The sequence below is a fragment of the Streptomyces sp. NPDC037126 genome (assembly GCF_055605965.1).
This window is the reverse complement of sequence record NZ_JBVJTD010000023.1, coordinates 81,548-104,503: the sequence shown is the minus strand read 5'-3', so window position 1 is coordinate 104,503 and position 22,956 is coordinate 81,548. Positions and strand designations below refer to the sequence as shown.

Annotated in this window: 15 protein-coding genes; 9 read left to right on the top strand and 6 right to left on the bottom strand. The window is 71.4% G+C overall.

The window, feature by feature from the left end; genetic code table 11:
- Positions 1-457: 457 nt before the first annotated feature.
- The 3 genes from ACZ7FF_RS36290 (at position 458) to ACZ7FF_RS36280 (ending at position 3,325) form a co-directional block, all read left to right on the top strand.
- Entirely contained in the window at positions 458-1,366 is a 909-nt protein-coding gene (locus ACZ7FF_RS36290) for a ComF family protein (RefSeq protein ID WP_470817891.1), read from the top strand.
- A 313-nt stretch (positions 1,367-1,679) separates the two neighbouring features.
- Positions 1,680-2,372 (top strand): ribosome hibernation-promoting factor, HPF/YfiA family, encoded by a 693-nt coding sequence (hpf, locus tag ACZ7FF_RS36285; RefSeq protein ID WP_470817889.1) that lies wholly within the window; start codon positions 1,680-1,682, stop codon positions 2,370-2,372.
- A gap of 203 nt (positions 2,373-2,575) precedes the next feature.
- Positions 2,576-3,325, top strand: coding sequence for a response regulator (locus tag ACZ7FF_RS36280; protein ID WP_470817887.1), 750 nt, complete (start codon positions 2,576-2,578; stop codon positions 3,323-3,325).
- A gap of 16 nt (positions 3,326-3,341) precedes the next feature.
- On the opposite strand, the gene ACZ7FF_RS36275 is transcribed toward ACZ7FF_RS36280, so the two are convergent.
- Together ACZ7FF_RS36275 and ACZ7FF_RS36270 are read right to left on the bottom strand one after the other, a co-directional pair.
- Positions 3,342-4,517: a winged helix-turn-helix domain-containing protein gene (locus ACZ7FF_RS36275; protein WP_470817885.1), complete on the bottom strand. Its 1,176-nt coding sequence runs from the start codon at positions 4,515-4,517 to the stop codon at positions 3,342-3,344.
- 116 nt (positions 4,518-4,633) lie between these two features.
- Positions 4,634-5,206, bottom strand: a complete 573-nt coding sequence (locus tag ACZ7FF_RS36270; protein WP_470817884.1) for a GNAT family N-acetyltransferase — start codon at positions 5,204-5,206, stop codon at positions 4,634-4,636.
- A 254-nt stretch (positions 5,207-5,460) separates the two neighbouring features.
- On the opposite strand from ACZ7FF_RS36270, the gene secA reads away from it, so the two are divergent.
- Positions 5,461-8,271, top strand: coding sequence for a preprotein translocase subunit SecA (gene secA, locus ACZ7FF_RS36265; protein WP_470817883.1), 2,811 nt, complete (start codon positions 5,461-5,463; stop codon positions 8,269-8,271).
- A 91-nt stretch (positions 8,272-8,362) separates the two neighbouring features.
- On the opposite strand, the gene ACZ7FF_RS36260 is transcribed toward secA, so the two are convergent.
- Positions 8,363-8,695: an Rv3235 family protein gene (locus ACZ7FF_RS36260; protein ID WP_470817882.1), complete on the bottom strand. Its 333-nt coding sequence runs from the start codon at positions 8,693-8,695 to the stop codon at positions 8,363-8,365.
- Positions 8,696-9,385: 690 nt separating this feature from the next.
- On the opposite strand from ACZ7FF_RS36260, the gene ACZ7FF_RS36255 reads away from it, so the two are divergent.
- Positions 9,386-9,898: a DUF6912 family protein gene (locus tag ACZ7FF_RS36255; RefSeq protein ID WP_470817881.1), complete on the top strand. Its 513-nt coding sequence runs from the start codon at positions 9,386-9,388 to the stop codon at positions 9,896-9,898.
- 57 nt (positions 9,899-9,955) lie between these two features.
- Positions 9,956-10,621, top strand: a complete 666-nt coding sequence (locus tag ACZ7FF_RS36250; protein ID WP_470817880.1) for an HAD family hydrolase — start codon at positions 9,956-9,958, stop codon at positions 10,619-10,621.
- Positions 10,622-10,689: 68 nt separating this feature from the next.
- Here ACZ7FF_RS36250 and ACZ7FF_RS36245 read toward each other — a convergent pair whose 3' ends face one another.
- On the bottom strand, positions 10,690-11,247 hold the full coding sequence (locus ACZ7FF_RS36245) for a DJ-1/PfpI family protein (protein WP_470817878.1): 558 nt from the start codon (positions 11,245-11,247) through the stop codon (positions 10,690-10,692).
- A gap of 614 nt (positions 11,248-11,861) precedes the next feature.
- Here ACZ7FF_RS36245 and ACZ7FF_RS36240 point away from each other — a divergent pair.
- The 3 genes from ACZ7FF_RS36240 (at position 11,862) to ACZ7FF_RS36230 (ending at position 18,928) form a co-directional block, all read left to right on the top strand.
- The gene (locus ACZ7FF_RS36240) at positions 11,862-16,811 is read left to right on the top strand and encodes an NAD-glutamate dehydrogenase (protein WP_470817877.1); all 4,950 of its coding nucleotides are present in this window, start codon (positions 11,862-11,864) and stop codon (positions 16,809-16,811) included.
- Between the two features lie 136 nt (positions 16,812-16,947).
- Positions 16,948-17,427, top strand: a complete 480-nt coding sequence (locus tag ACZ7FF_RS36235; RefSeq protein WP_470817875.1) for a GtrA family protein — start codon at positions 16,948-16,950, stop codon at positions 17,425-17,427.
- The gene (locus ACZ7FF_RS36230; RefSeq protein WP_470817873.1) at positions 17,408-18,928 is read left to right on the top strand and encodes a hypothetical protein; all 1,521 of its coding nucleotides are present in this window, start codon (positions 17,408-17,410) and stop codon (positions 18,926-18,928) included. The genes ACZ7FF_RS36235 and ACZ7FF_RS36230 overlap by 20 nt, the downstream gene beginning before the upstream one ends.
- A gap of 158 nt (positions 18,929-19,086) precedes the next feature.
- On the opposite strand, the gene ACZ7FF_RS36225 is transcribed toward ACZ7FF_RS36230, so the two are convergent.
- Together ACZ7FF_RS36225 and ACZ7FF_RS36220 are read right to left on the bottom strand one after the other, a co-directional pair.
- Positions 19,087-20,751: a glycosyltransferase family 2 protein gene (locus ACZ7FF_RS36225; protein WP_470817872.1), complete on the bottom strand. Its 1,665-nt coding sequence runs from the start codon at positions 20,749-20,751 to the stop codon at positions 19,087-19,089.
- The gene (locus tag ACZ7FF_RS36220) at positions 20,748-22,943 is read right to left on the bottom strand and encodes a CDP-glycerol glycerophosphotransferase family protein (RefSeq protein WP_470817870.1); all 2,196 of its coding nucleotides are present in this window, start codon (positions 22,941-22,943) and stop codon (positions 20,748-20,750) included. Before ACZ7FF_RS36220 ends, ACZ7FF_RS36225 begins: the two co-directional genes overlap by 4 nt.
- Between the last annotated feature and the right edge of the window lie 13 nt (positions 22,944-22,956).

Genomic DNA, 22,956 nt, shown 5'->3' with positions numbered 1-22,956 from the left:
TAGGCGTCCGGCTCGGCGGGTACCACCGCGGGGGCGCCCATGTGACCGGCCGGTGTTCCGTGCGGTGGCGCGTACGCGTCCGGCCGGTGTTTCCGTGTGGCGGCGCGTCTGCGGCTGGCAGGTGTTCCGTGCGGTGGCGCGTACGCGGTTGGTGGGTGCTCCGTGCGGCGGCGGCGCGTACGCAGCTGGCGGGTGCTCCTGCGGCAGCGCGCACGTGCCCAGCCGCTTCCACTGCGGCGGCGCGCACGGAGCCGCTTCCGCTGCGGCAGCGCGCACGGGCCCGGCCGGTACTCCAATGGGTGGGTCGGCCCACGTGCCCCGGCCGTCGCACCTGCCGGGGCGCACTCATGCATCGTTCACTCGTGTGGGCGACCAGCTGCCCGGCGCGTTCCGAGTTGTCCACAGGGCGTTTTCCACAGGGGTGGCCCGTCGGCTCCGGTCTTGGCACAGTGGGGTCATGCGGGGGTGGTGGCAGGACCTCACCGACCTGGTGCTTCCGGCCGAGTGCGCCGGCTGCGGAGCACCTCGTACGGCGCTCTGCACGCGGTGCGGGAACGCGCTGGCCGGGCGTGGGCCGCGCCGGGTGCGGCCCGAGCCGGAGCCGGCCGGGCTGCCGGTGGTGCACGCGTCGGCTCCCTACGCGGACGAGGTGCGTGCGCTCCCTCTCGCCCACAAGGAGCGGGGCGCGCTGTCGCTCGCGGGTGCGCTCGGCAGGGCTCTGGCAGGGGCCGTGCGGGCGGGGCTCGACGAGGGCGGTGCCGGTGCCCCCCGCGGACCGGGCGGGGCGCCGTCGTCCGGGGCCGTGCTGCTGGTGCCCGTGCCCTCCGCCCGGTGGGCCGTGCGGGCGCGCGGACATGATCCGGTACGGCGGATGGCGCTCGCGGCGGCCGCGGAGCTGCGACGCACCGGGACACCGGCCCGGGTGGCGGCCGTGCTGCGTCAGCGCAGACCCGTGGCGGACCAGGCGGGGCTGGACGCGCGGCGGCGCCTGGAGAACCTCTCGGGCGCGCTGGAGGTGACGGCGGGCGGTGGCCGGCTGCTTGCCGCCGGACGGGTCGTGCTCGTCGACGACCTGATCACCACGGGCGCCAGTCTCGCCGAGGCGGCGAGAGCCTTGCGGGAGACGGCCGTACCGCGTCACGAGAGGCGGGAGAGAACAGATGAGGGGGAAAGTGGCTTGAGAACAGTCGTGTACGGAGCCGTAAGTCGGGAAGGAAGGACAGAACGACTGACCGGAGCGCGACCGGAGAGGGGGAAGTGGGTGCATCGTGCACCGGAAAAGGCGCCAGCGAACGCCCTTGGGCAGGCACTCCGCGCGGCCGTGGTCGCCGCCCCTCGGGATTCTTTCGAAATAAACAGGAACTGACCGCTGACTTGCATCGTTGCAGGTAGAGAGAGGGGCAATTCACCTGAACGGAGGTACGCGGGAGTAGAGGGTGACGACATCCGTCCGGGCGAGATATGTTCGGTTGTGAGGAAAGGCGCAGGCCACACCCCTCATATCCGAATGCCGTGCTGCGGGTTTTTCGCAATCACCCGCGCCGGTGGGGTGGAGATCTCGCCCATGGGGGAGGAGGAGGTGGAAGTCACCGAGTCCGAGGTTCCGGTGCTCACCGGACCTGGTGCAAAAGGGAGATGCTCCGCCGAGGCAGCGGAGCGATCCGGGAACGGAGTTCTGCGTGGACATCGTCGTCAAAGGCCGCAAGACCGAGGTGCCCGACCGGTTCCGCAAGCACGTGGCCGAGAAGCTGAAGCTGGAGAAGATCCAGAGGCTCGATGCCAAGGTGATCAGCCTCGACGTCGAGGTGTCCAAGGAGCCCAACCCCCGACAGGCCGACCGCTGCGACCGAGTGGAGATCACGCTCCGCTCCCGCGGTCCGGTGATCCGGGCGGAGGCAGCGGCCAGCGACCCGTACGCGGCACTCGACCTGGCGGCGGAGAAGCTGGATGCGCGGTTGCGCAAGCAGCACGACAAGCGGTTCTCGCGCCGCGGCGCACGCCGGATCTCGGCGGCGGAGGTTCCCGACCACGTCCCGGGCGCGGCGACGCTGAACGGCAACGGCCTCCCCGTCCACGAGGAGGAGGGGGACGGCGTCCCGACGAAGAAGATCGGCTCGCTGGAGGTCAAGGGTGAAGGCCCCCTCATCGTCCGCGAGAAGACCCACGTCGCCTCCCCGATGAGCCTGGACCAGGCCCTTTACGAGATGGAACTCGTCGGCCACGACTTCTATCTGTTCGTCGACTCCGAGACGAAGGAGCCGAGCGTCGTCTACCGGCGGCACGCCTACGACTACGGTGTGATCCACCTGAGCACGGACCCCATGGTCGCCGAGGCGCAGCCCCCCGCGGCAGGTGGCACGCTGGGCGGCTGAACCGCCGGACCGAAGCTGAGCCGGTGCCCCTGGAGCGCGTGTGCGCCCCCAGGGGCACCGGTGTGCGACCACTTCGCGCCCCACACGTCACCCCGGTGACGCCCGGGCATGAAATCATGGCCGTACTGGCCCAACCGGTGGGCCGCTGCCTTGGGTTGGCGATGGCGCAGGAAGACAGGCCACAGCCTTCAGGGGGAGGAACGATGGCGGACACCTTCGGACCGATGCGGGACGAGGGGACCGACGAGGACAACGTCGTCGGCATGGCCCAGGACGTGGGCTCTTCACGCGACGAGCCGATCAGGGTCCTGGTGGTGGACGACCACGCCCTCTTCCGGCGCGGCCTGGAGATCGTGCTCGCCGCCGAGGAGGACATCCAGGTCGTCGGCGAGGCGGGCGACGGCGCCGAGGCCGTCGACAAGGCCGCCGACCTGCTGCCCGACATCGTGCTGATGGACGTCCGCATGCCCAAGCGCGGCGGGATCGAGGCGTGCACCTCCATCAAGGAGGTCGCCCCCAGCGCGAAGATCATCATGCTGACCATCAGCGACGAGGAGGCCGACCTCTACGAGGCGATCAAGGCGGGGGCGACGGGGTACCTCCTCAAGGAGATCTCCACCGACGAGGTGGCCACCGCCATCCGCGCGGTCGCCGACGGACAGTCGCAGATCAGTCCGTCCATGGCGTCGAAGCTCCTCACCGAGTTCAAGTCGATGATCCAGCGCACCGACGAGCGCCGGCTGGTGCCCGCGCCCCGGCTGACCGACCGCGAGTTGGAAGTGCTCAAGCTCGTCGCCACCGGGATGAACAACCGGGACATCGCCAAGGAGCTGTTCATCTCCGAGAACACCGTGAAGAACCACGTCCGCAACATCCTGGAGAAGCTGCAGCTGCACTCCAGGATGGAGGCCGTGGTCTACGCGATGCGGGAGAAGATCCTGGAGATCCGGTAGCCGCCGGCACCGGGCTCTAGCCGAGGGCCCGGGCGAGTTCCCTGGTCAGGGGCTCGCGCAGGGCGGGCGCGTCCACCCGCTCCACACGGACGTCCGTGCAGTTCACCCAGCTCGCGGCCTCGACCAGGGCCTGGGCGACGCCCGGGACCGCCTTCGGGCCGTCCAGGGTGACCTGCCTGGCCACCAGGGTGCGGCCCTCCCGCGCCGGGTCGACACGCCCGACCAGCCGGCCGCCCGAGAGGACCGGCATGGCGAAGTAGCCGTGCACCCGCTTGGGCTTGGGGACGTAGGCCTCCAGGCGGTGGGTGAAGCCGAAGATCCGCTCCGTGCGCGCCCGTTCCCAGACCAGCGAGTCGAACGGCGACAGCAGCGTGGTGCGGTGGCGGCCGCGCGGCGGTGTCGCCAGGGCCGCCGGATCCGCCCAGGCCGGCCGGCCCCAGCCCTCGACCTCGACCGGCACCAGACCCGAGTCGGCTATCACCGCGTCGACCTGCTCGGCCTTGAGGCGGTGGTAGTCGGCGATGTCCGCGCGCGTGCCCACACCGAGGGACTCGCCGGCCAGCCGGACCAGGCGGCGCAGGCACTCGGTGTCGTCCAGCTCGTCGTGCAGCAGCGGCTGCGGGATCGCGCGCTCGGCGAGGTCGTACACCCGCTTCCAGCCGCGCCGCTCCACGCACACCACCTCGCCGTACATCAGCGCCCGCTCGACGGCGACCTTGGTGCCGGACCAGTCCCACCACTCGCTGGTCCTCTTCGCGCCGCCCAGGTCCGTGGCGGTCAGCGGGCCCTCCGCGCGCAGCTGCTTGACCACCTGGTCGTAGGTGCCGTCGGGCAGCTCGTGGTTCCAGTGCGGGCGGTTGCGGTAGGCGCGGCGGCGGAACGCGAAGTGCGGCCACTCCTCGACGGGGAGGATGCAGGCCGCGTGGGACCAGTACTCGAAGGCGTGGGCGCCGGTCCAGTAGGCGTCCTCGACCGTCTTGCGGCCGACCGCGCCGAGCCGGGCGTACGGCACGAGTTCGTGGGAGCGGGCGAGCACCGAGATCGTGTCGAGCTGGACCGCGCCGAGGTGGCGCAGCACCCCGCGGACACCGGCCCGCCGGTCGGGCGCGCCGAGGAAGCCCTGGGCCCGCAGGGCGATACGGCGGGCGTCGTCCGCGGTGAGCGTGGTGGTCGGGCGCGGAAGGGTCGTCATGCGTCGGACGATAGAGGGTGCCACTGACAGCCCGCGACGAGCTGCCGCTTCGCCGGTGCCGCGACCGGAAAGGCTCACCGGCTCGCGACGCCCGGCGAACCTTTCCGGTCGCGGCGCTAGCCGCGGGCGGGCAGGTAGGGGGCCGTGGAGGGCAGTCCGAGGTCCGAGGGGAGCAGGGAGCCGATCCAGCAGTCCCGTCGTACTCCTTTGTTGTTGAGCGCGGAGCGCAGCGTGCCCTCGACGGTGAAGCCGGCGTGTTCGGCGACCGCGCGGGAGGCGAGGTTGCCGACCTCGGCGCGCCACTCGACGCGGTCGACGCCCAGCGCGGTGAAGATCCACCGGCAGGCGGTGAGCGTGGCCTCGGTGACGTAGCCGCGGCCGCGGTGCTCCTTGGCCGCCCAGAAACCGACCTCGGCGACGGCCGGCGCGCGGATCGTGAGGCTGAGCATGGCGGCCAGCTCGCCGCCGTCGGCGAGGAAGATCCCGAAAGTGAACATCGACCCCTGCGCCCAGCCGTCGGGGACCATCTCCTGCGTGAATCCCCGGGCGTGCTCGGGCAGATAGGGCGAGGGGATCGTGGTCCAGCGCTGGATGTCGGGGTCCTGGGCGGCCGTGTACACCGCCCCGGTGTCGTCCGGCCCGACGGTGCGCAGCACGAGGCGGTCGGTGGTGAGCGTGACGGGTTCCATCGGGCGATTCTGCTCGGACCGGCCCCGGGCAGGCCAGTCGTATTCGCGATCCGTGAGCGCGTGAACACATTTCGCGCAATTCCTCGCGTGGATGCGGCACTATCCGGATGTCCCGTCCGTTGTCCGGAGTGAAGCAGCCGCCCGGACGCCAGGCCCTCCCGGCGCAGCCGGGTCCTCGCATACGATGGCCGTTGCTCAGTACGTCATTGGAAAACCGACCGTCCCAGGCCCGACCGGCAAGGAGACCAGCCCCCGTGTCCGTCCTCTCGAAGATCATGCGTGCAGGCGAAGGCAAGATCCTGCGCAAGCTGCACCGCATCGCGGACCAGGTCAACTCCATCGAAGAGGACTTCGTCGACCTCTCCGACGCCGAGCTGCGGGCCCTCACCGAGGAGTACAAGCAGCGGTACGCCGACGGTGAGAGCCTGGACGACCTGCTCCCCGAGGCGTTCGCCACCGTCCGTGAGGCCGCGAAGCGCGTCCTCGGGCAGCGCCACTACGACGTGCAGATGATGGGTGGTGCCGCGCTGCACCTCGGCTATGTGGCCGAGATGAAGACCGGTGAGGGCAAGACGCTCGTCGGCACGCTGCCCGCGTACCTGAACGCCCTCTCCGGCGACGGCGTGCACCTCATCACGGTCAACGACTACCTGGCCGAGCGCGACTCCGAGATGATGGGCCGCGTCCACAAGTTCCTCGGCCTCTCCGTCGGCTGCATCCTCGCGAACATGACGCCGGCCCAGCGCCGCGAGGAGTACGCCTGTGACATCACCTACGGCACGAACAACGAGTTCGGCTTCGACTACCTGCGCGACAACATGGCGTGGTCGAAGGACGAGCTGGTGCAGCGCGGCCACAACTTCGCCATCGTGGACGAGGTCGACTCCATCCTGGTCGACGAGGCCCGTACGCCGCTGATCATCTCCGGCCCGGCCGACCAGGCCACCAAGTGGTACGGCGACTTCGCCAAGCTGGTCACGCGCCTGAAGAAGGGTGAGGCGGGCAACCCCCTCAAGGGCGTCGAAGAGACCGGCGACTACGACGTCGACGAGAAGAAGCGCACCGTCGCCATCCACGAGTCCGGTGTCAGCAAGGTCGAGGACTGGCTGGGCATCGACAACCTCTACGAGTCGGTGAACACCCCGCTCGTGGGCTACCTGAACAACGCCATCAAGGCCAAGGAACTCTTCAAGAACGACAAGGACTACGTCGTCATCGACGGCGAGGTCATGATCGTCGACGAGCACACCGGCCGTATCCTCGCCGGCCGCCGCTACAACGAGGGCATGCACCAGGCGATCGAGGCGAAGGAAGGGGTGGACATCAAGGACGAGAACCAGACGCTCGCCACGATCACCCTGCAGAACTTCTTCCGCCTCTACGGGAAGCTCTCCGGCATGACCGGTACGGCGATGACCGAGGCCGCCGAGTTCCACCAGATCTACAAGCTCGGCGTCGTCCCGATCCCGACGAACAAGCCGATGATCCGCAAGGACCAGTCGGACCTGATCTACCGCACCGAGGTGGCCAAGTTCGAGGCGGTCGTCGACGACATCGCCGAGAAGCACGAGAAGGGCCAGCCGATCCTCGTCGGCACGACGTCCGTCGAGAAGTCGGAGTACCTCTCGCAGCAGCTGAGCAAGCGCGGCATCCAGCACGAGGTGCTGAACGCCAAGCACCACGAGCGCGAGGCGTCGATCGTCGCGCAGGCCGGCCGCAAGGGCGCCGTGACGGTGGCCACCAACATGGCCGGCCGTGGTACGGACATCAAGCTCGGCGGCAACCCCGAGGACCTCGCCGAGGCGGAGCTGCGCCAGCGCGGCCTCGACCCCGAGGAGCACATCGAGGAGTGGGCCGGGGCCCTGCCCGCCGCCCTGGAGAAGGCCGAGCAGGCCGTCAAGGCGGAGAAGGACGAGGTCGAGGACCTCGGCGGTCTCTACGTCCTCGGCACCGAGCGGCACGAGTCGCGCCGTATCGACAACCAGCTGCGCGGTCGTTCCGGCCGTCAGGGCGACCCGGGCGAGTCCCGGTTCTACCTGTCCCTCGGTGACGACCTCATGCGCCTGTTCAAGGCCCAGATGGTCGAGCGCGTGATGGCCATGGCGAACGTCCCGGACGACGTGCCGATCGAGAACAAGATGGTCACCCGCGCGATCGCGTCCGCGCAGTCGCAGGTCGAGCAGCAGAACTTCGAGACCCGTAAGAACGTCCTGAAGTACGACGAGGTGCTCAACCGGCAGCGCGAGGTCATCTACGGCGAGCGTCGCCGCGTCCTGGAGGGCGAGGACCTGCACGAGCAGGTCCAGCACTTCATGAACGACACGATCGACGCGTACGTCGGCGCGGAGACCGCCGAGGGCTTCCCCGAGGACTGGGACCTGGACCGGCTGTGGGGCGCCTTCCGGCAGCTCTACCCGGTGAAGGTCACCATCGACGAACTGGAGGAGGCGGCCGGCGACCGCGCAGGTCTGACCGCCGAGTTCATCTCCGAGTCCATCAAGGACGACATCCGCGAGCAGTACGAGGCCCGTGAGTCGCAGCTCGGCTCCGAGATCATGCGTGAGCTGGAGCGCCGGGTCGTGCTGTCGGTCCTCGACCGCAAGTGGCGTGAGCACCTCTACGAGATGGACTACCTCCAGGAGGGCATCGGCCTTCGCGCGATGGCGCAGAAGGACCCGCTGGTCGAGTACCAGCGCGAGGGCTTCGACATGTTCACCGCGATGATGGAGGGCATCAAGGAGGAGTCCGTCGGCTACCTGTTCAACCTGGAGGTCCAGGTCGAGCAGCAGGTCGAGGAGGTGCCGGTCGAGGAGGCCCAGCTGGTGGGCGAGGGCGTCCAGGACGCGGTGCCGGCGCAGGCGGGCGCGCGCCCGGAGATCCGGGCCAAGGGCCTGGACGTTCCGCAGCGGCGTGACCTGCACTTCTCCGCGCCGACGGTGGACGGCGAGGGCGGCATCCTCGAGCGTGACCTCGAGGACGACGAGCCGGTGCGGTCCGAGTCGGACGGGCTGACGCGGGCGGAGCGCCGCAAGCAGGCCAAGGGCGGCCGCCGCCGCAAGAAGTAACGCGCGGCCGCGCTTCGTCGGCGGCCGAGAAGGGCCGGTTCCCCCGCGGGACCGGCCCTTTCGCGTTGCCTCCGGCTGTCGCGAGGGGCGGTCAGGGCGTGGGCCGGGGGCCGGTTTCCACCGCGGTGCAGCGCCAGCGGAGGTCCTGGCCCAGTTCCAGGCGGAAGGCGAGGGCGCGCAGCTGGTCGCCGGCGGCGATACGGGCGAAGACCTCCAGGGCGCCCTCACCGGCGACGTAGTAGCCGATGTCCCGGACGACCGGGCGCGACCCGCGCGTGCGCAGGGGGCCTCGGGCGGCGAGCAGGGCCAGATCGTCGTAGGCGCGGCCCGCGGTGTGGCGGAGCATCCAGTGGACGGGGCGCTGACCGCTCAGAACGGCCAGCAGACGGTCTGCGAAGACATCGGTGGGCCGAGGCTGCCCCACGGCCGCCCCGTGCGCCGTACGGGCCGGCTCCGGCCGCGTGGTCGGGACCGGGCGGAGGGCCTCCCGGGTGGTCGCGGGGCTGGCCGGACGACCGGCCGGGACGGAGCCATGGGTAACGGAGCCATGGATGACCGGGCCGCCGGCCGTGACGGGGCCATGGGCGGGCGGGCGGGCGGGCGGGCGGTGGAGGCGGGTTCGTGGGTCGCCGGGCGACCGGTCGGGGCGGGGTTCCGGTCGGTCGTGCGGGTGGCCGTGTTCCTGGCCGGGGTCCTCGGGGGTGCGCCGCCGGGGCGGCGGGAGTCGTGTCGGGTCGGCGGGCGGTGGCGCGGGCGGGGCTGAGGGGTGCGGCTCATGACCTTGTTCATGGGGGTCCCCGTTCGGCGGGCCCGGGATACCGGGCGGTAACCAGTTGGTGGGGATCTTGTACGGGGGAGGGGAACGGGTGGCAAGGAGGAACACGGGGGCCGCGGGGGGCCGGAGACGTTCACTCATCAGAGGGACGGAGCGAGCCCGGAACCCCGAGGGAGAGCGGGTGTACCGGGTGAGGCGCGGCCCGCGGGGTTGACCCTGGCGCGGGTGTGGGCGGGGGCCCGAAAGGGGACAGGCGCACGTATCCTGAAGGCCCTCCGCGAGGCGGCCAGCGGCCCCTCCGGAGCCAGCGGAGCCCTTGACCAGGAAAGAGCGGCCAGCATGCGCGTCTACGTCCCCCTGACCCTCCCCGGGCTCGCCGAGGCGCACAAGACGGGCGAGCTGGGGACCGGCCCCTTCACCGCGTACGCCGTCACGCCCGCGCTGCGCGAGTGGTACCTCTCCGACGACATCGAGGAACTGGAGTACGCGGCGCTCAGCCGCGCCGCGCTGGCCTCGCTGCGGCTCCTGGCGGCCGACCCGGGCGCGCCCCGGCGGCGGGTCGTGGTGGCCGTGGACGTGTCCGACGGCGCCGCCGCGGCCGACCCTGACCGCGGCCTCGACCCGGCCGCGCTCGGCGAGGTGTCCGTGACGGCGACGGTGCCACTGGCCAAGGCGGCGGCGGTGCACGTCGACGCCGGGGACGCGGAGCGGGACGTGGCCGCGGCGGCGGACGCGCTGGGGGCGGCCGACGCTGCGGACGACGACGCGCAGTTCGTCGTGGACGGGGCGGACGACCACGAGCTGCTGTGGTTCGCCACGCAGGAGATCCCCAACCTCGTCGACCAGGGCTGACCAGGCCGGACCGCTCGCCCGCCGTGGCTGTCAGTGGCGGGAGGTACGGTCTTGGACATGGGGAAGCAGGCAGACGCGCACATCGTCTGGGACTGGAACGGAACGCTGTTCCACGACAATGACGCGATCATCGGGGCGACGAACGCGGCCTTCGCGCAGCTGGGGCTCGCGCCGATCACGCTGGAGCAGTACCGGGCGCTGTACTGCGTGCCGGTGCCGAAGTTCTACGAGCGGCTGCTCGGCCGGCTGCCGACCGACGCCGAGTGGGAGCTGATGGACGGGATCTTCCACAGCTACTACCGCGAGCACCGCAGCCTGTGCTCGCTGACCGAGGGGGCGGCGGAGCTGCTCAAGGGCTGGCGGTCGGCGGGACACAGCCAGTCGCTGCTGAGCATGTACGGGCACGCGGATCTGATGCCGCTCGTGCGGGGCTTCGGGATCGAGCAGCACTTCATACGCGTCGACGGGCGCACCGGGCCGTCGGGCGGGAGCAAGGCCGAGCACATGGTCCGGCACCTGCGGGAGCTGGCCGGCGTGGACCCGGCGCGGACCGTGGTGATCGGGGACGCGGCGGACGACGCGGTGGCTGCGCGGCACGTGGGGGCGTCGGCCGTGCTGTACACGGGCGGGTCGCACAGCCGGGCCAGCCTGGAGGAGGTCGGCGTCCCCGTGGTGGACACGCTGGCCGAGGCGGTGGAGCTCGCGCAGCGCCTCCCCGCCTGAGGCACGGACCGCGACGCCCCCGTGTGAGCGCGGACCGCGACGCCCCCGCCCGCGCGGAGCCGCCGTCGTTACTCCGTCGCCCGCAGCACCGCCAGGAACTCGCGCATCCATGCCGGGTGGTCCGGCCAGGCCCGGGCCGAGACGAGGGTGCCGTCGACGACCGTCTCGGAGTCCTGGAAGCCCGCCCCGGCGGCCTGCATGTCGGGTTCGAGGGCCGGGTAGGCCGTGACGCGACGGCCGCGCAGGCTGTCGATCGCGGCGGTGAGCAGGGGCCCGTGGCAGATCTGGGCGACCGGCTTGTCCGCGTCGAAGAAGGCCTTGAGGATCTTGCGCAGCTCGGGATCGTTGCGCAGGTACTCGGGGGCCCGGCCGCCGGGGATGACCAGGGCCGTGTACTCGCCGGGGTCGACCTCGGCGAAGGCCAGGTCGGCGGGCCAGGTGTAACCGGGCTTCTCGGTGTACGTGTCGAAGCCGGGTTCGAAGTCATGGACGACGAAGCGGAGCGTCTTGCGGCTGGGGGCCGCGATGTGGACCTCGTAGCCCTCCTCGCGCAGCCGCTGGTAGGGGTAGAGGACTTCCAGGGACTCCGCTGCGTCGCCGGTGACGATGAGGATCTTCGCGGGCATGTCGGCTTCCTCCGAGGCAGGCTCCTGGCGGGGCGCACTGACTTGGGCAACGTGCCTCCGCCGGCCGTGCTTGCCAAGGGGGCCCGTCGCTTCTCAGAGTGCGGCGCGGGTCCCCGGGGCGCGACCGCATGGGTCACGCGGCCCCGGGCGCGACGGTCCCGGATACGCCACCCGGCCCCGACCCGCCGCTGTGCAGAACGTCAAACTTCGACCCCCTGTTTTGTACACATACGGCTCATGACGGCTCCGGGGTGAGTGGCGATAGCCTTGTGGCGTGATCAGCGCGATATCTCGCGGGGGCGATGCTGCCCCTGCCCTGCGCCCGGGTTGCACGGAACACCTCCGTGACCGGGCGGCGGTCGCTGGTCTTCGCGGGCGGGACGGGGGCGCGGACGCCCCCAGGACGCCGAGGACGGCCCGGAACACGACGGTGCCGAGAGCAGCGTCACACTTCGCGGCCGTGTCGAGAATGGCCGAATCGCCCCCGCTCATCTCACCTGGCGGCATAGCGTCTGAACGGACCGGACACCCCGGGACGTGGCGTCGAGCCGCAGGGGAAGAGACCGTACTTCCTTCTACGTCACGCAACGGCGCGCGACAGGAGCCAGAGGACAATGCAGACCAAGCTGGACGAAGCCAAGGCCGAGTTGCTCGAGAGGGCCGCCCGGGTAGCTGAGAACAGCCCGGTCGGGGGGCACCTACCGACCGGGACCACGGGCGCGGGCAACCCGGACACCCCGGACAGCGAATCCGTGCTCGCGTTCCTCCAGCGCTACTACCTGCACACCGCCCCGGAAGACCTCTCCGACCGGGACCCGGTCGACGTCTTCGGCGCCGCGGTGTCGCACTACCGTCTCGCCGAGAACCGCCCCCAGGGCACCGCGAACGTCCGGGTCCACACCCCCACGGTCGAGGAGAACGGGTGGACCTGCAGCCACACCGTCGTCGAGGTCGTGACCGACGACATGCCGTTCCTGGTCGACTCCGTCACCAACGAGCTGACGCGGCAGGGGCGCGGCATCCACGTCGTGATCCACCCGCAGTTCGTGGTCCGGCGCGACGTCACCGGCAAGCTGCTGGAGGTCCTGCCGACCCCGGCCACCGGTGACCTCCCGCACGACGTGCACGTCGAGTCCTGGATCCACGTCGAGATCGACCGCGAGACCGACCGCGCCGACCTGAAGCAGATCACCGCGGACCTGCTGCGCGTGCTGTCCGACGTGCGCGAGGCCGTCGAGGACTGGGAGAAGATGCGGGACGCGGCGGTCCGGATCGCCGACGGCCTCGACAGCGAGCCCGTCCCCGCCGACCTGCCGCGGCCCGAGGTCGAGGAGGCCCGGGAGCTGCTGCGCTGGCTCTCCGCCGATCACTTCACCTTCCTCGGCTTCCGCGAGTACCAGCTGCGCGAGGACGACACCCTCGCCGCCGTGCCGGGCACCGGTCTCGGCATACTGCGTTCGGACCCCCAGCACGCCGAGGACGACCAGCACCCGGTGAGCCCGTCCTTCGAGCGGCTGCCGGCCGACGCGCGCGCCAAGGCCCGCGAGCACAAGCTGCTCGTGCTGACCAAGGCGAACAGCCGGGCCACCGTGCACCGGCCGTCGTACCTCGACTACATCGGCGTGAAGAAGTTCGACGCCGAGGGCAACGTCGTCGGCGAGCGCCGCTTCCTCGGCCTGTTCTCCTCGGCCGCCTACACCGAGTCCGTGCGCCGCGTCCCCGTCATCCGCCGCAAGGTCGACGAGGTCCTGGTCCGCGCCGGGTTCTCGCCCAACAGCCACGACGGCCGCGACCTGCTCCAGATCCTGGAGACCTACCCGCGCGACGAGCTGTTCCAGACGCCGGCCGCGGAGCTCCAGTCCATCGTGACCAGCGTCCTGTACCTGCAGGAGCGCCGCCGGCTGCGGCTGTACCTGCGCCAGGACGAGTACGGCCGCTACTACTCGGCCCTCGTCTACCTGCCGCGCGACCGCTACACCACCGGTGTCCGGCTCAGGATCATCGACATCCTGAAGGAGGAACTCGGCGGTATCAGCGTCGACTTCACCGCCTGGAACACCGAGTCGATCCTCTCCCGGCTGCACTTCGTCGTCCGGGTCCCGCCGGGCACCGAGCTGCCCGAGCTGTCCGACTCCGACAAGGACCGGATCGAGGCCCGCCTGGTCGAGGCCGCCCGCTCCTGGGCGGACGGGTTCGCCGAGGCGCTGAACGCCGAGTGCGGCGAGGAGCGCGCGGCCGAGCTGCTGCGCCGCTTCAGCAGTGCCTTCCCCGAGGGCTACAAGGCCGACCACACCCCGCGCGCGGCGGTCGCCGACCTGGTCCACCTGGAGCGGCTCAGCGAGGAGGCGGGCAACGACTTCGCGCTCAGCCTGTACGAGCCGGTGGGCGCCGCCCCCGACGAGCGCCGCTTCAAGATCTACCGCAAGGGCGACTCGGTCTCCCTGTCCGCCGTGCTGCCGGTGCTGCAGCGCCTCGGCGTCGAGGTCGTGGACGAGCGGCCGTACGAGCTGCGCTGCTCGGACCGCACCACCGCCTGGATCTACGACTTCGGCCTGCGCATCCCGAAGTCGCTCGGCGGCGGCAACGGCGACTACCTCGGCGACGACGGCCGCGAGCGCTTCCAGGAGGCGTTCGCCGCGACCTGGACCGGCGAGGCGGAGAACGACGGCTTCAACTCCCTCGTGCTGAGCGCCGGGCTGACCTGGCGCGAGGCGATGGTGCTGCGCGCCTACGCCAAGTACCTGCGGCAGGCCGGTTCGACCTTCTCGCAGGACTACATGGAGGACACCCTCCGCAACAACGTCCACACCACCCGGCTCCTCGTCTCGCTGTTCGAGGCGCGGATGTCCCCGGACCGGCAGAAGGCCGGGCTGGAGATCGTGGACGCCCTGCTGGAGGAGCTGGACGCGGCCCTGGACCAGGTCGCGAGCCTGGACGAGGACCGCATCCTGCGCTCCTTCCTGACCGTCATCAAGGCGACCCTGCGCACGAACTTCTTCCAGGAGGCGCAGGCCGGCCGGCCGCACGCGTACGTCTCCATGAAGTTCGACCCGCAGGCCATCCCGGACCTGCCCGCGCCGCGCCCGGCGTACGAGATCTGGGTGTACTCGCCGCGCGTCGAGGGCGTGCACCTGCGCTTCGGCAAGGTCGCGCGCGGCGGTCTGCGCTGGTCCGACCGGCGTGAGGACTTCCGCACCGAGATCCTCGGCCTGGTCAAGGCGCAGATGGTGAAGAACACCGTCATCGTGCCGGTCGGCGCCAAGGGCGGCTTCGTCGCCAAGCAGCTGCCGGACCCGGCGAAGGACCGCGACGCGTGGCTGGCCGAGGGCATCGCCAGCTACAAGACGTTCATCTCGGCGCTGCTCGACATCACCGACAACATGGTCGGCGGCGAGGTCGTGCCGCCCAAGGCCGTGGTCCGCCACGACGGCGACGACACCTACCTGGTCGTCGCGGCCGACAAGGGCACCGCCACCTTCTCCGACATCGCCAACGGGGTCGCCGAGAAGTACAACTTCTGGCTCGGCGACGCCTTCGCCTCCGGCGGCTCGGCGGGTTACGACCACAAGGGCATGGGCATCACCGCGCGCGGCGCCTGGGAGTCCGTGAAGCGGCACTTCCGCGAGCTGGGCGTGGACACCCAGGCCGAGGACTTCACGGTCGTCGGCATCGGCGACATGTCCGGTGACGTGTTCGGCAACGGCATGCTGCTCTCCGAGCACATCCGTCTGGTCGCCGCCTTCGACCACCGGCACATCTTCATCGACCCCGTCCCGGACGCGGCCACCTCCTACGCCGAGCGCCGCCGCCTGTTCGAGCTGCCCCGCTCCAGCTGGGCCGACTACAACACCGAACTGCTGTCGGCGGGCGGCGGGATCTTCCCGCGCAGCGCCAAGTCGATCCCGATCAACGGCCACATCCGCGAGGCCCTCGGCATCGAGGACAGGGTCACCAAGATGACCCCGGCCGACCTGATGAAGGCGATCCTCGGTTCGCCGGTGGACCTGCTGTGGAACGGCGGCATCGGCACGTACGTGAAGTCGTCCGCGGAGTCGAACGCGGACGTCGGCGACAAGGCCAACGACGCCATCCGCGTCGACGGCGCCGACCTGCGGGTCAAGGTCGTCGGCGAGGGCGGCAACCTGGGCCTGACCCAGCTCGGCCGCATCGAGTTCGCCATGCACGGCGGCAAGATCAACACCGACGCCATCGACAACAGCGCCGGTGTGGACACCTCCGACCACGAGGTGAACATCAAGATCCTGCTGAACGGCCTGGTCGCGGACGGCGACATGACCGTCAAGCAGCGCAACAAGCTCCTCGCGGAGATGACCGACGAGGTCGGCGCGCTGGTCCTGCGCAACAACTACGCGCAGAACACCGCCCTCGCCAACGCCCTGTTCCAGGCCAAGGACATGCTCCACGCCCAGCAGCGCTTCCTGCGCCACCTGGTGCGCGAGGGCCACCTGGACCGGGCGCTGGAGTTCCTGCCGGCCGACCGCCAGATCCGCGAGCGCCTCAACCAGGGCCAGGGTCTGACCAGCCCGGAGACCGCCGTCGTCCTGGCGTACACGAAGATCACGGTCGCCGAGGAGCTGCTGGCCACCTCCCTGCCGGACGACCCGCACCTGCGCGGCCTGCTGCACGCCTACTTCCCGACGGCGCTGCGCGAGCGGTTCGCCGAGGCGATCGACAGCCACCCGCTGCGCCGCGAGATCACCACGACCGTGCTGGTCAACGACACGGTCAACACGGGCGGTACGACGTACCTGCACCGTCTGCGCGAGGAGACCGGCGCCTCCCTGGAGGAGATCGTCCGGGCCCAGACCGTGGCCCGCGCGATCTTCTGCTCGGCGCCGGTGTGGGACGCGGTCGAGGCGCTCGACAACCGGGTCGACGCGGACGTCCAGACCCGCATCCGCCTGCACTCGCGCCGCCAGGTCGAGCGCGGCACCCGCTGGCTGCTGAACAACCGGCCGCAGCCGCTGCAGCTCGCCGAGACGGTCGAGTTCTTCGCCGAGCGGGTCGAGCAGGTCTGGCAGCAGCTGCCGAAGCTGCTCAAGGGCGCGGACCTGGAGTGGTACCAGCACGTGTACGACGAGCTGTCCGCGGCCGGCGTCCCGGACGAACTCGCCACACGCGTGGCCGGGTTCTCCTCCGCCTTCCCGGCGCTCGACATCGTCTCGGTGGCCGACCGCATGGGCAAGGAGCCGCTGGACGTCGCCGAGGTCTACTACGACCTCGGTGACCGCCTCGGCATCACCCAGCTGATGGACCGCATCATCGAGCTGCCCCGCAACGACCGCTGGCAGTCCATGGCCCGCGCCTCCATCCGCGAGGACCTCTACGCGGCCCACGCGGCGCTCACCGCGGACGTCCTCGCGGTCGGCAACGGCGCCTCGACGCCGGAGCAGCGGTTCTCGGCCTGGGAGCAGAAGAACGCCCCCATCCTGAGCCGGGCGCGCAGCACCCTGGAGGAGATCCGCGGCTCGGACTCCTTCGACCTCGCCAACCTGTCGGTGGCGATGCGTACGATGCGGACGCTGCTGCGCACGCACTCGTAGTCGTACGACATGAGGACGCCCCGGGCCGACGGAAAAACGGCCCGGGGCGTTCCGTTTCTTGCCGACCCTTAGGGAAAAACGATCAGCGAATTTACCGTTTCCTGCTAATCAACGCGTTTCGGATAGGGTCAGCGGTGTGACAGTGAATCTCACCGAGACCCGCCCGGCAGCAGCACCCCCCGCGCCGGCTCCGGCCCGGCCGCTCACGCGCGTCGTGCTGGAGGTCGTGAAATTCGGGGTTGTCGGCGGCAGCGGTGTCCTGGTCAATTTCCTGATCTTCAACCTGCTGCTGCACGGCCTGGGTTGGCAGGCCATGACCGCGACGGTCCTGGCCAGCTGCATCGCCATGGCGACCAATTACCTGGGCTTCCGCTTTTTCGCCTATCGCGACCGGGCCTCGCGCACCCGTGCGCAGATCGCCCTGTTCTTCGTGTTCAGCGGCATCGGTGTCGTCATGGAAATCGGTCTGTTCTGGGTCGGTTACCACGGCCTGGGCATGCACAGCGTCATCGGGTCCAACGTGGCGAAGGCACTGTCGATCGTGCTCGCCTCCGCTTTCCGTTTCCTTGTCTACCGCACGTGGGTGTTCCAGCAGGATGCAAGCAGCGCCGTCTGACCTCGAAGAACAGGTGAGCCGCCCCGGAACGCCGAGCGGCACCGCGCGGGTGGGCCGGGCACTGCCGGCGGCCGCCGCGGTGGTGGTCCTGGTGCTGCTGCTCCTGGTGATCGTCCGGCTGCCGTGGATCGGCGACCTGGGCATGCACGCGGCCACCGTCCAGCGCCTGCGGCACGACCTGCTGCACCCGGGCAACCCGCTCGTCGACGCGGACACCCCGAGCCCCTACTACTCGCCGTGGATGCTGGTCCTGGGTGCCGTCGCCAGGCTGACCGGCCTGTCGGTGTTCGCGGTCCTGCGGATCGGTGCGGTGGCCGGACTCGGACTGCTGGCCACGGGCGTGTGGCGGTACGTCCGGGCGCTCACCGCCCACCGGGCGGCCCCGGCGCTGGCCTTCCTGAGCCTGGTGCTGCTGTGGGGCACGACCGTCTTCAACTGGAGCGGCTTCGTCGGCCTCAACTCGCTGGCGCTGACCATCGCGTACCCGAGCGTCTTCGCCCTCGGCCTCACCTTCCACTTCTGGGCCTGGCTCACAAGAGCGCTGCGGGCACCGGCCGCGCCGACCGCGTGGGCCGGGTGGCTGGGGCTCGGCGTGCTGTGGGCGCTGATCCTGCTGTGCCACCAGTTCACGGGCGTCGTCGCCACGCTCGGCGCGCTGGCGGCGGTGGTCGCGGCGCGGCCGGGCCGTGCGGTGTGGCTGCGGCTCGGCGCCGGACTGCTCCTCGGCGCGGTGCTGCTGTGGCTGTGGCCGTACTACGACTTCTACTCGCTGTTCTCCGCGGGCGCGGACCTGGAGGCCATCCACAAACCGCTGTACGAGCACCTGGGTGCGCGGTTCGGCCTGGTGCTGCTCGGGGTGGCGGCATTGGCGCTGCGCTGGCGGCGGGACCGCTGGGACCCGTTGGTGCTGTTCTTCGCGCTGGGCGTGCTGGTGTTCGCCGCCGGCGGGCTCACCGGGCACTACTCCTGGGGCCGCGCCCTGCCCGCCGCGCTGATCCCGGCGCAGCTCGCCGCCGCGCTGGAGGTGGCCTCGGCCGGGCGGCGTGCGGTGCGCACCGGCTGGGCGTGCGTGCTCGGCCTCGCGCTGGCGCTGGGCGCCTGGACGCAGGCCGGGATGCTCGGTTACGTGACCGGCAAGGGCGCGCTGCCCTCGGTGATCGCGGACAAGTATGAGCGGCCGTGGGTGGGTTACCACTGGCTCACGCCGTGGGTCCACTACGGGGACGTGGTGATGGCCCGGACGTACCCGGCGCGGCAGATCCCGGCGTACGGGGCGTACACCGTGGCGCCGGGCTACCCGGACGTCTTCCTGCCGGACGCCGCGCGCCGTCAGGCGGCGGTGGACCGGTACTTCGGCGCGGGGACGCCGGCCGGGGCACGGCAGGCGATCCTGCGGAAGTACGACGTGCGATGGGTCGTGGGACCGGCCGCTCTGGCCGGACCGGGCCTGCGCAAGGTGACCGCCGGCCCCGACGGCCAGGTCCTGTACCGGGTCGTGTGAGGGTCGCCGGGACCCGCACGACCGGGGGTCGCCGGGACCCGCACGACCGGGGGTCGCCGGGACCCGCACGACCGGGGGGCGCCGAGACCCGCACGACAAGCCGCCGCGGCCCCGTGGAGATCTCCACGGGGCCGCGGCGGCTTGTCGTGCGGCGACTCCTACCGCAGCACGCTGGCGACCAGCTTCGCCGCCTGGCGCACCTTCGGGCGGGCGATCTTGCGGATGACGGGGCGGATGACGCTCGCCGTCACGCCGACCGGGCGCCAGCGGATCTGGAGGCGGCCCGGGTTGCGGCCCTCCGGTTCGACGGTGACCTCGTGCGGGGTCGCGCCGGAGCGGTACTCGACGCGGGTCCTGGCGGTGGGGAAGTCGAGCGGCGCCAGCAGCACGCCGGAGTTCGACAGGCCCTGCTGGTTCAGGCGGACCATGGGGTGGCGGATGCCCTCGAAGCCCTGGACGGGGATCGGGGCGGCGGCCAGGTCCAGCCGCACGCTGCCCTCGAAGACGCCGGGGCTGACCGGGTCGAGGCGGAAGGGGACCGTCATCCGGCGTCCGCCGGGCGTCAGCACCAGACCGGCGCGCTGCGGCCCGACCGGCAGGCGCAGCCCGGGGTCGTAGGTGCGGATCGCCAGGGTGAGGGTGGCCCCGCTGCCCCGGGTCAGCCCGGTGATCTCGTGCCGGAACTGGGCGCTGGGAAACGGACGCGTGTCCAACTCCAGGTCGGTGATCTCCAGTTCGCGGCGGCCCCGGTCGGTGTCCGGAACGCCCTCGCCCCAGTACGGCACGCCGTCGGCGTCGGCCGTGACCTGGCGCGGTGCCACCTCCTGGCCCAGCCCGCGGGCCGCCAGCCGGGCCTCGGCCGTGCGGCCGTCCCGGAGCAGCTCCAGCACCACCCGCTCCTGGCGGGGCAGCCGGCCGTACGCGCCGGGAGACAGGGTCTCCAGGTACGGGTTCATGATCTCGGCGAAGGCGGCCAGCCATTCGTCGTCCCGGTAGGGCAGGTCGCCCGCGTACATCCGGAAGTCGTGCTTGAGGAACTTGAAGTCCTTGTCCTCCCGCAGCCCGGCGTGCCCGCTCTCCACCAGGAAGTCGTCGATCAGGCGCTGGACGTGGACGCGGTCACGGACGTTGGTGACCTTGTGCCGCTGGTTGGAGATGGACGCCGAGGCCGCCGCCGCGTACGGGTCGATGTACCAGACGTACACCGGGTCCGGGATGATCGTGAACGCCTTTGCCAGGCAGTACGCCTGGGCCGAGAACAGCTGGTCCTCGTAGTGGATGCCCTCCGGGAAGCGGAGGTCGTGGCGGTCCAGGAAGGAGCGGGCGTACATCTTGCTGGTCGACAGGTGCTCGAAGAGCAGCCGCGGGTCCGCGTCGATGCCCTCCACCGTGCGGTGCTCGGCCACCAGGTGCGGCATCCAGGTCGTGCGGCGGCCGTTGTCCACCCGGACCCGGCGGACCGCGCCCATGGTGAAGTCGACCTCGCGCTCCCGGTGCGCGGCGAGCAGCGACTCGACCGCGTGGGGCGGCAGTTCGTCGTCGCTGTCCAGGAACATCAGGTACGGCGCCCGGGCGATCTCGATGGCCCGGTTGCGCGGGGCGCTGCAGCCGCCGCTGTTCTCCGGCAGCCGGAGGTAGCGGACGCGGTCGTCCTCCGCCTCCAGCCGGCGCGCCACCGCCGGGGTGTCGTCGGTGGAGTGGTCGTCGCTGATGATGATCTCGATGTTCGCGTGCGTCTGCGCGCGCAGCGAGGCGACCGCCCGCGGGAGGCGGGCCGCGTCGTTGAAGACGATGACGGTGACGGTCACGTCGGGGGTCGTCATGCCGAAGCCTCCTCGGGGGTCGGGGCGGGGGTGCGGTCCTCGAGCGGGAGCACCGGTGGCAGCGCGTCCTCGGGCTCGCCCAGGAACACCCGTCGTACGACCCGCTCGGCGGCGCGGCCGTCGTCGTACTCGCAGAACCGGCGCCGGAACGCGGCCCGTGCCTTCGTCGCGCTGTCGTCGCGCCAGGCACCGGAGAGGAAGATCTCCGTGAGTTCCTCCTGGGTGCGGGCGACCTGGCCCGGGTGCTCCGTCATCAGGTCGAAGTAGACGCCGCGGGTGGTCCGGTAGGTCTCCCAGTCGTCGGCGTAGACGACGATCGGCCGGTCCAGGTTGGCGTAGTCGAACATGATCGAGGAGTAGTCCGTGACCAGCGCGTCGGCGGCCAGGCACAGCTCCTCGACGGGGTCGTACGAGGAGACGTCGATGATCCGGCCGGAACGGCGCAGGCCGGTCAGCGGTGAGGCCGCGCCGCCGTAGAAGTAGTGGGCGCGGACCAGCAGGACCGTGTCGTCGCCGAGCCGGTCGGCGAGGGCGGCCAGGTCCAGGCGCGGGGTGAAGCCGGCCTCGTAGTCGCGGTGGGTGGGGGCGTACAGGACGGCCGTCTTGCCCGGCGCGATGCCGAGGCGCTCGCGGGCGGCGCGGACGTCGGCGGCCGTGGCTCGGTAGAAGACGTCGTTGCGCGGATAGCCGTAGTCCAGGGACGTGTAGCGGGCCGGGTAGGCGCGCTCCCACATACGGGTGGAGTGGCTGTTGGCGCTGACGCTGTAGTCCCACTTGTCGATGCGGCCCAGCAGCGCGGCGAAGTCGAGGCCCTTGGCGGCGGCCGGGTGCTCCATCTGGTCCAGGCCCATGCGCTTGAGCGGGGTGCCGTGGTGGGTCTGGAGGTGGACCGCGTCGGGGCGCTTGATCACCGCGTTGGGGAAGTTGACGTTGTTGACCAGGTACTTGGCGGTGGCCAGGATCTCCCAGTAGCGGCGGGTGCCGGGGATGACGTGGTCCGTGCCGGGCGGCAGCAGGGCCTCGTTCTCCTTCGACACCACCCACACCGGGTGGATGTGCGGGGCGAGTTCGGCGAGCTTGTCCGCGATCGCGGCCGGGTTGCAGGCCACCCCGCGCTCCCAATAGGCGGCGAACACGGCCAGGTTGGGGTCGACCGGGCGGGCCAGGGCGCGCTGGTACTGCTGGTCGCGCAGCTTGGCGCCCACCTGGCGCTTGCGGGTCCGTACGGCCTTCTTGGCGGCGCGGCGGGTGCGGTTGGCGGCCTGGAACGCGCGGTACTTGGTGTACGCGCCCTCCTCCAGCAGCGAGTGGCGCACGCCCTCGACGCCCGCGGGGCGCTCGTGGTCCTCGGGGCGCCAGCGGACCGCGGCGAGGGAGGCGCGGCGGAAGAACTCGCGGGCCACCGCGTCGGGCAGGTTCTCACCGGCGAAGGTGCGCACCAGGTCGCGCATCATCAGGTCGTACAGCACCGCGCGGGCGGCGCGGCGGTCCCGGGTGAGCGGGAGCAGGGACTCGTAGCGCTCGACGAGCGCGAACCGGTCCTCGGGGGCGAGCGGCGGCAGGCTCTCGGGGCGCAGCTCGCGGTTCTCGTACGCCACCTGGTTCAGGGAGGCGACGCGGCGGGCGCGCAGCAGGGCCGCGTGGGCGGCGTAGGGCTCGTCGGCGGTGGTGAGCCGCTGCTCGTGCGCCTGCCAGAACTCCCTGCGCAGGGCGCGGTTGCCGAGCAGCGGGGTGAGGCGCAACAGGTCGGCGGCCTCGTCCAGGGGCAGGCCCTCGCGGCCGACGGCGGCGAGGAAGCGGCCGTCGCGGGAGGGCCGGGCGGCCGACTGCCAGGTGGTGGTGACGTGGTCGAAGAGGAGCACGTCGACCGTGTCGTCCAGTTCGGCGGCCCGCTCGGCGATCTGGCGGGGGGCACCGGCCGGCAGGCCGTCCTTGGCGTGCACGAAGTGCAGCCAGCGGCCGGAGGCGCGGGCGGCGCCGGCCACCCGGGCCGCCGCGTCGCTGGTGCCGTCCGGGAGGGGGACGACGATCGTCTCGGGGGCGTGGCCCTCCGCCGTCTCCCGCGCCCAGTCGCCGACCGGGGCGACGATGACCTCGGTGTCGGACAGCGGACGGGCTTCGAGAGATTCGAGTAGCTCCGTCAGATGCCCCTGTGCGTTCGGTCCGTAGACGATGACGCTGAGTTGGGGCATCGCAGGGGACTCC

Excerpts from the sequence above, each read along its gene's own strand:
- ACZ7FF_RS36290 (WP_470817891.1), top strand. The coding sequence starts at position 458 with ATGCGGGGGTGGTGGCAGGACCTCACCGACCTGGTGCTTCCGGCCGAG.
- ACZ7FF_RS36280 (WP_470817887.1), top strand. The coding sequence starts at position 2,576 with ATGGCGGACACCTTCGGACCGATGCGGGACGAGGGGACCGACGAGGAC.
- ACZ7FF_RS36275 (WP_470817885.1), bottom strand. The coding sequence starts at position 4,517 with ATGACGACCCTTCCGCGCCCGACCACCACGCTCACCGCGGACGACGCC.
- ACZ7FF_RS36270 (WP_470817884.1), bottom strand. The coding sequence starts at position 5,206 with ATGGAACCCGTCACGCTCACCACCGACCGCCTCGTGCTGCGCACCGTC.
- ACZ7FF_RS36255 (WP_470817881.1), top strand. The coding sequence starts at position 9,386 with ATGCGCGTCTACGTCCCCCTGACCCTCCCCGGGCTCGCCGAGGCGCAC.
- ACZ7FF_RS36250 (WP_470817880.1), top strand. The coding sequence starts at position 9,956 with ATGGGGAAGCAGGCAGACGCGCACATCGTCTGGGACTGGAACGGAACG.
- ACZ7FF_RS36245 (WP_470817878.1), bottom strand. The coding sequence starts at position 11,247 with ATGCCCGCGAAGATCCTCATCGTCACCGGCGACGCAGCGGAGTCCCTG.
- ACZ7FF_RS36240 (WP_470817877.1), top strand. The coding sequence starts at position 11,862 with ATGCAGACCAAGCTGGACGAAGCCAAGGCCGAGTTGCTCGAGAGGGCC.
- ACZ7FF_RS36230 (WP_470817873.1), top strand. The coding sequence starts at position 17,408 with ATGCAAGCAGCGCCGTCTGACCTCGAAGAACAGGTGAGCCGCCCCGGA.
- ACZ7FF_RS36225 (WP_470817872.1), bottom strand. The coding sequence starts at position 20,751 with ATGACGACCCCCGACGTGACCGTCACCGTCATCGTCTTCAACGACGCG.
- ACZ7FF_RS36220 (WP_470817870.1), bottom strand. The coding sequence starts at position 22,943 with ATGCCCCAACTCAGCGTCATCGTCTACGGACCGAACGCACAGGGGCAT.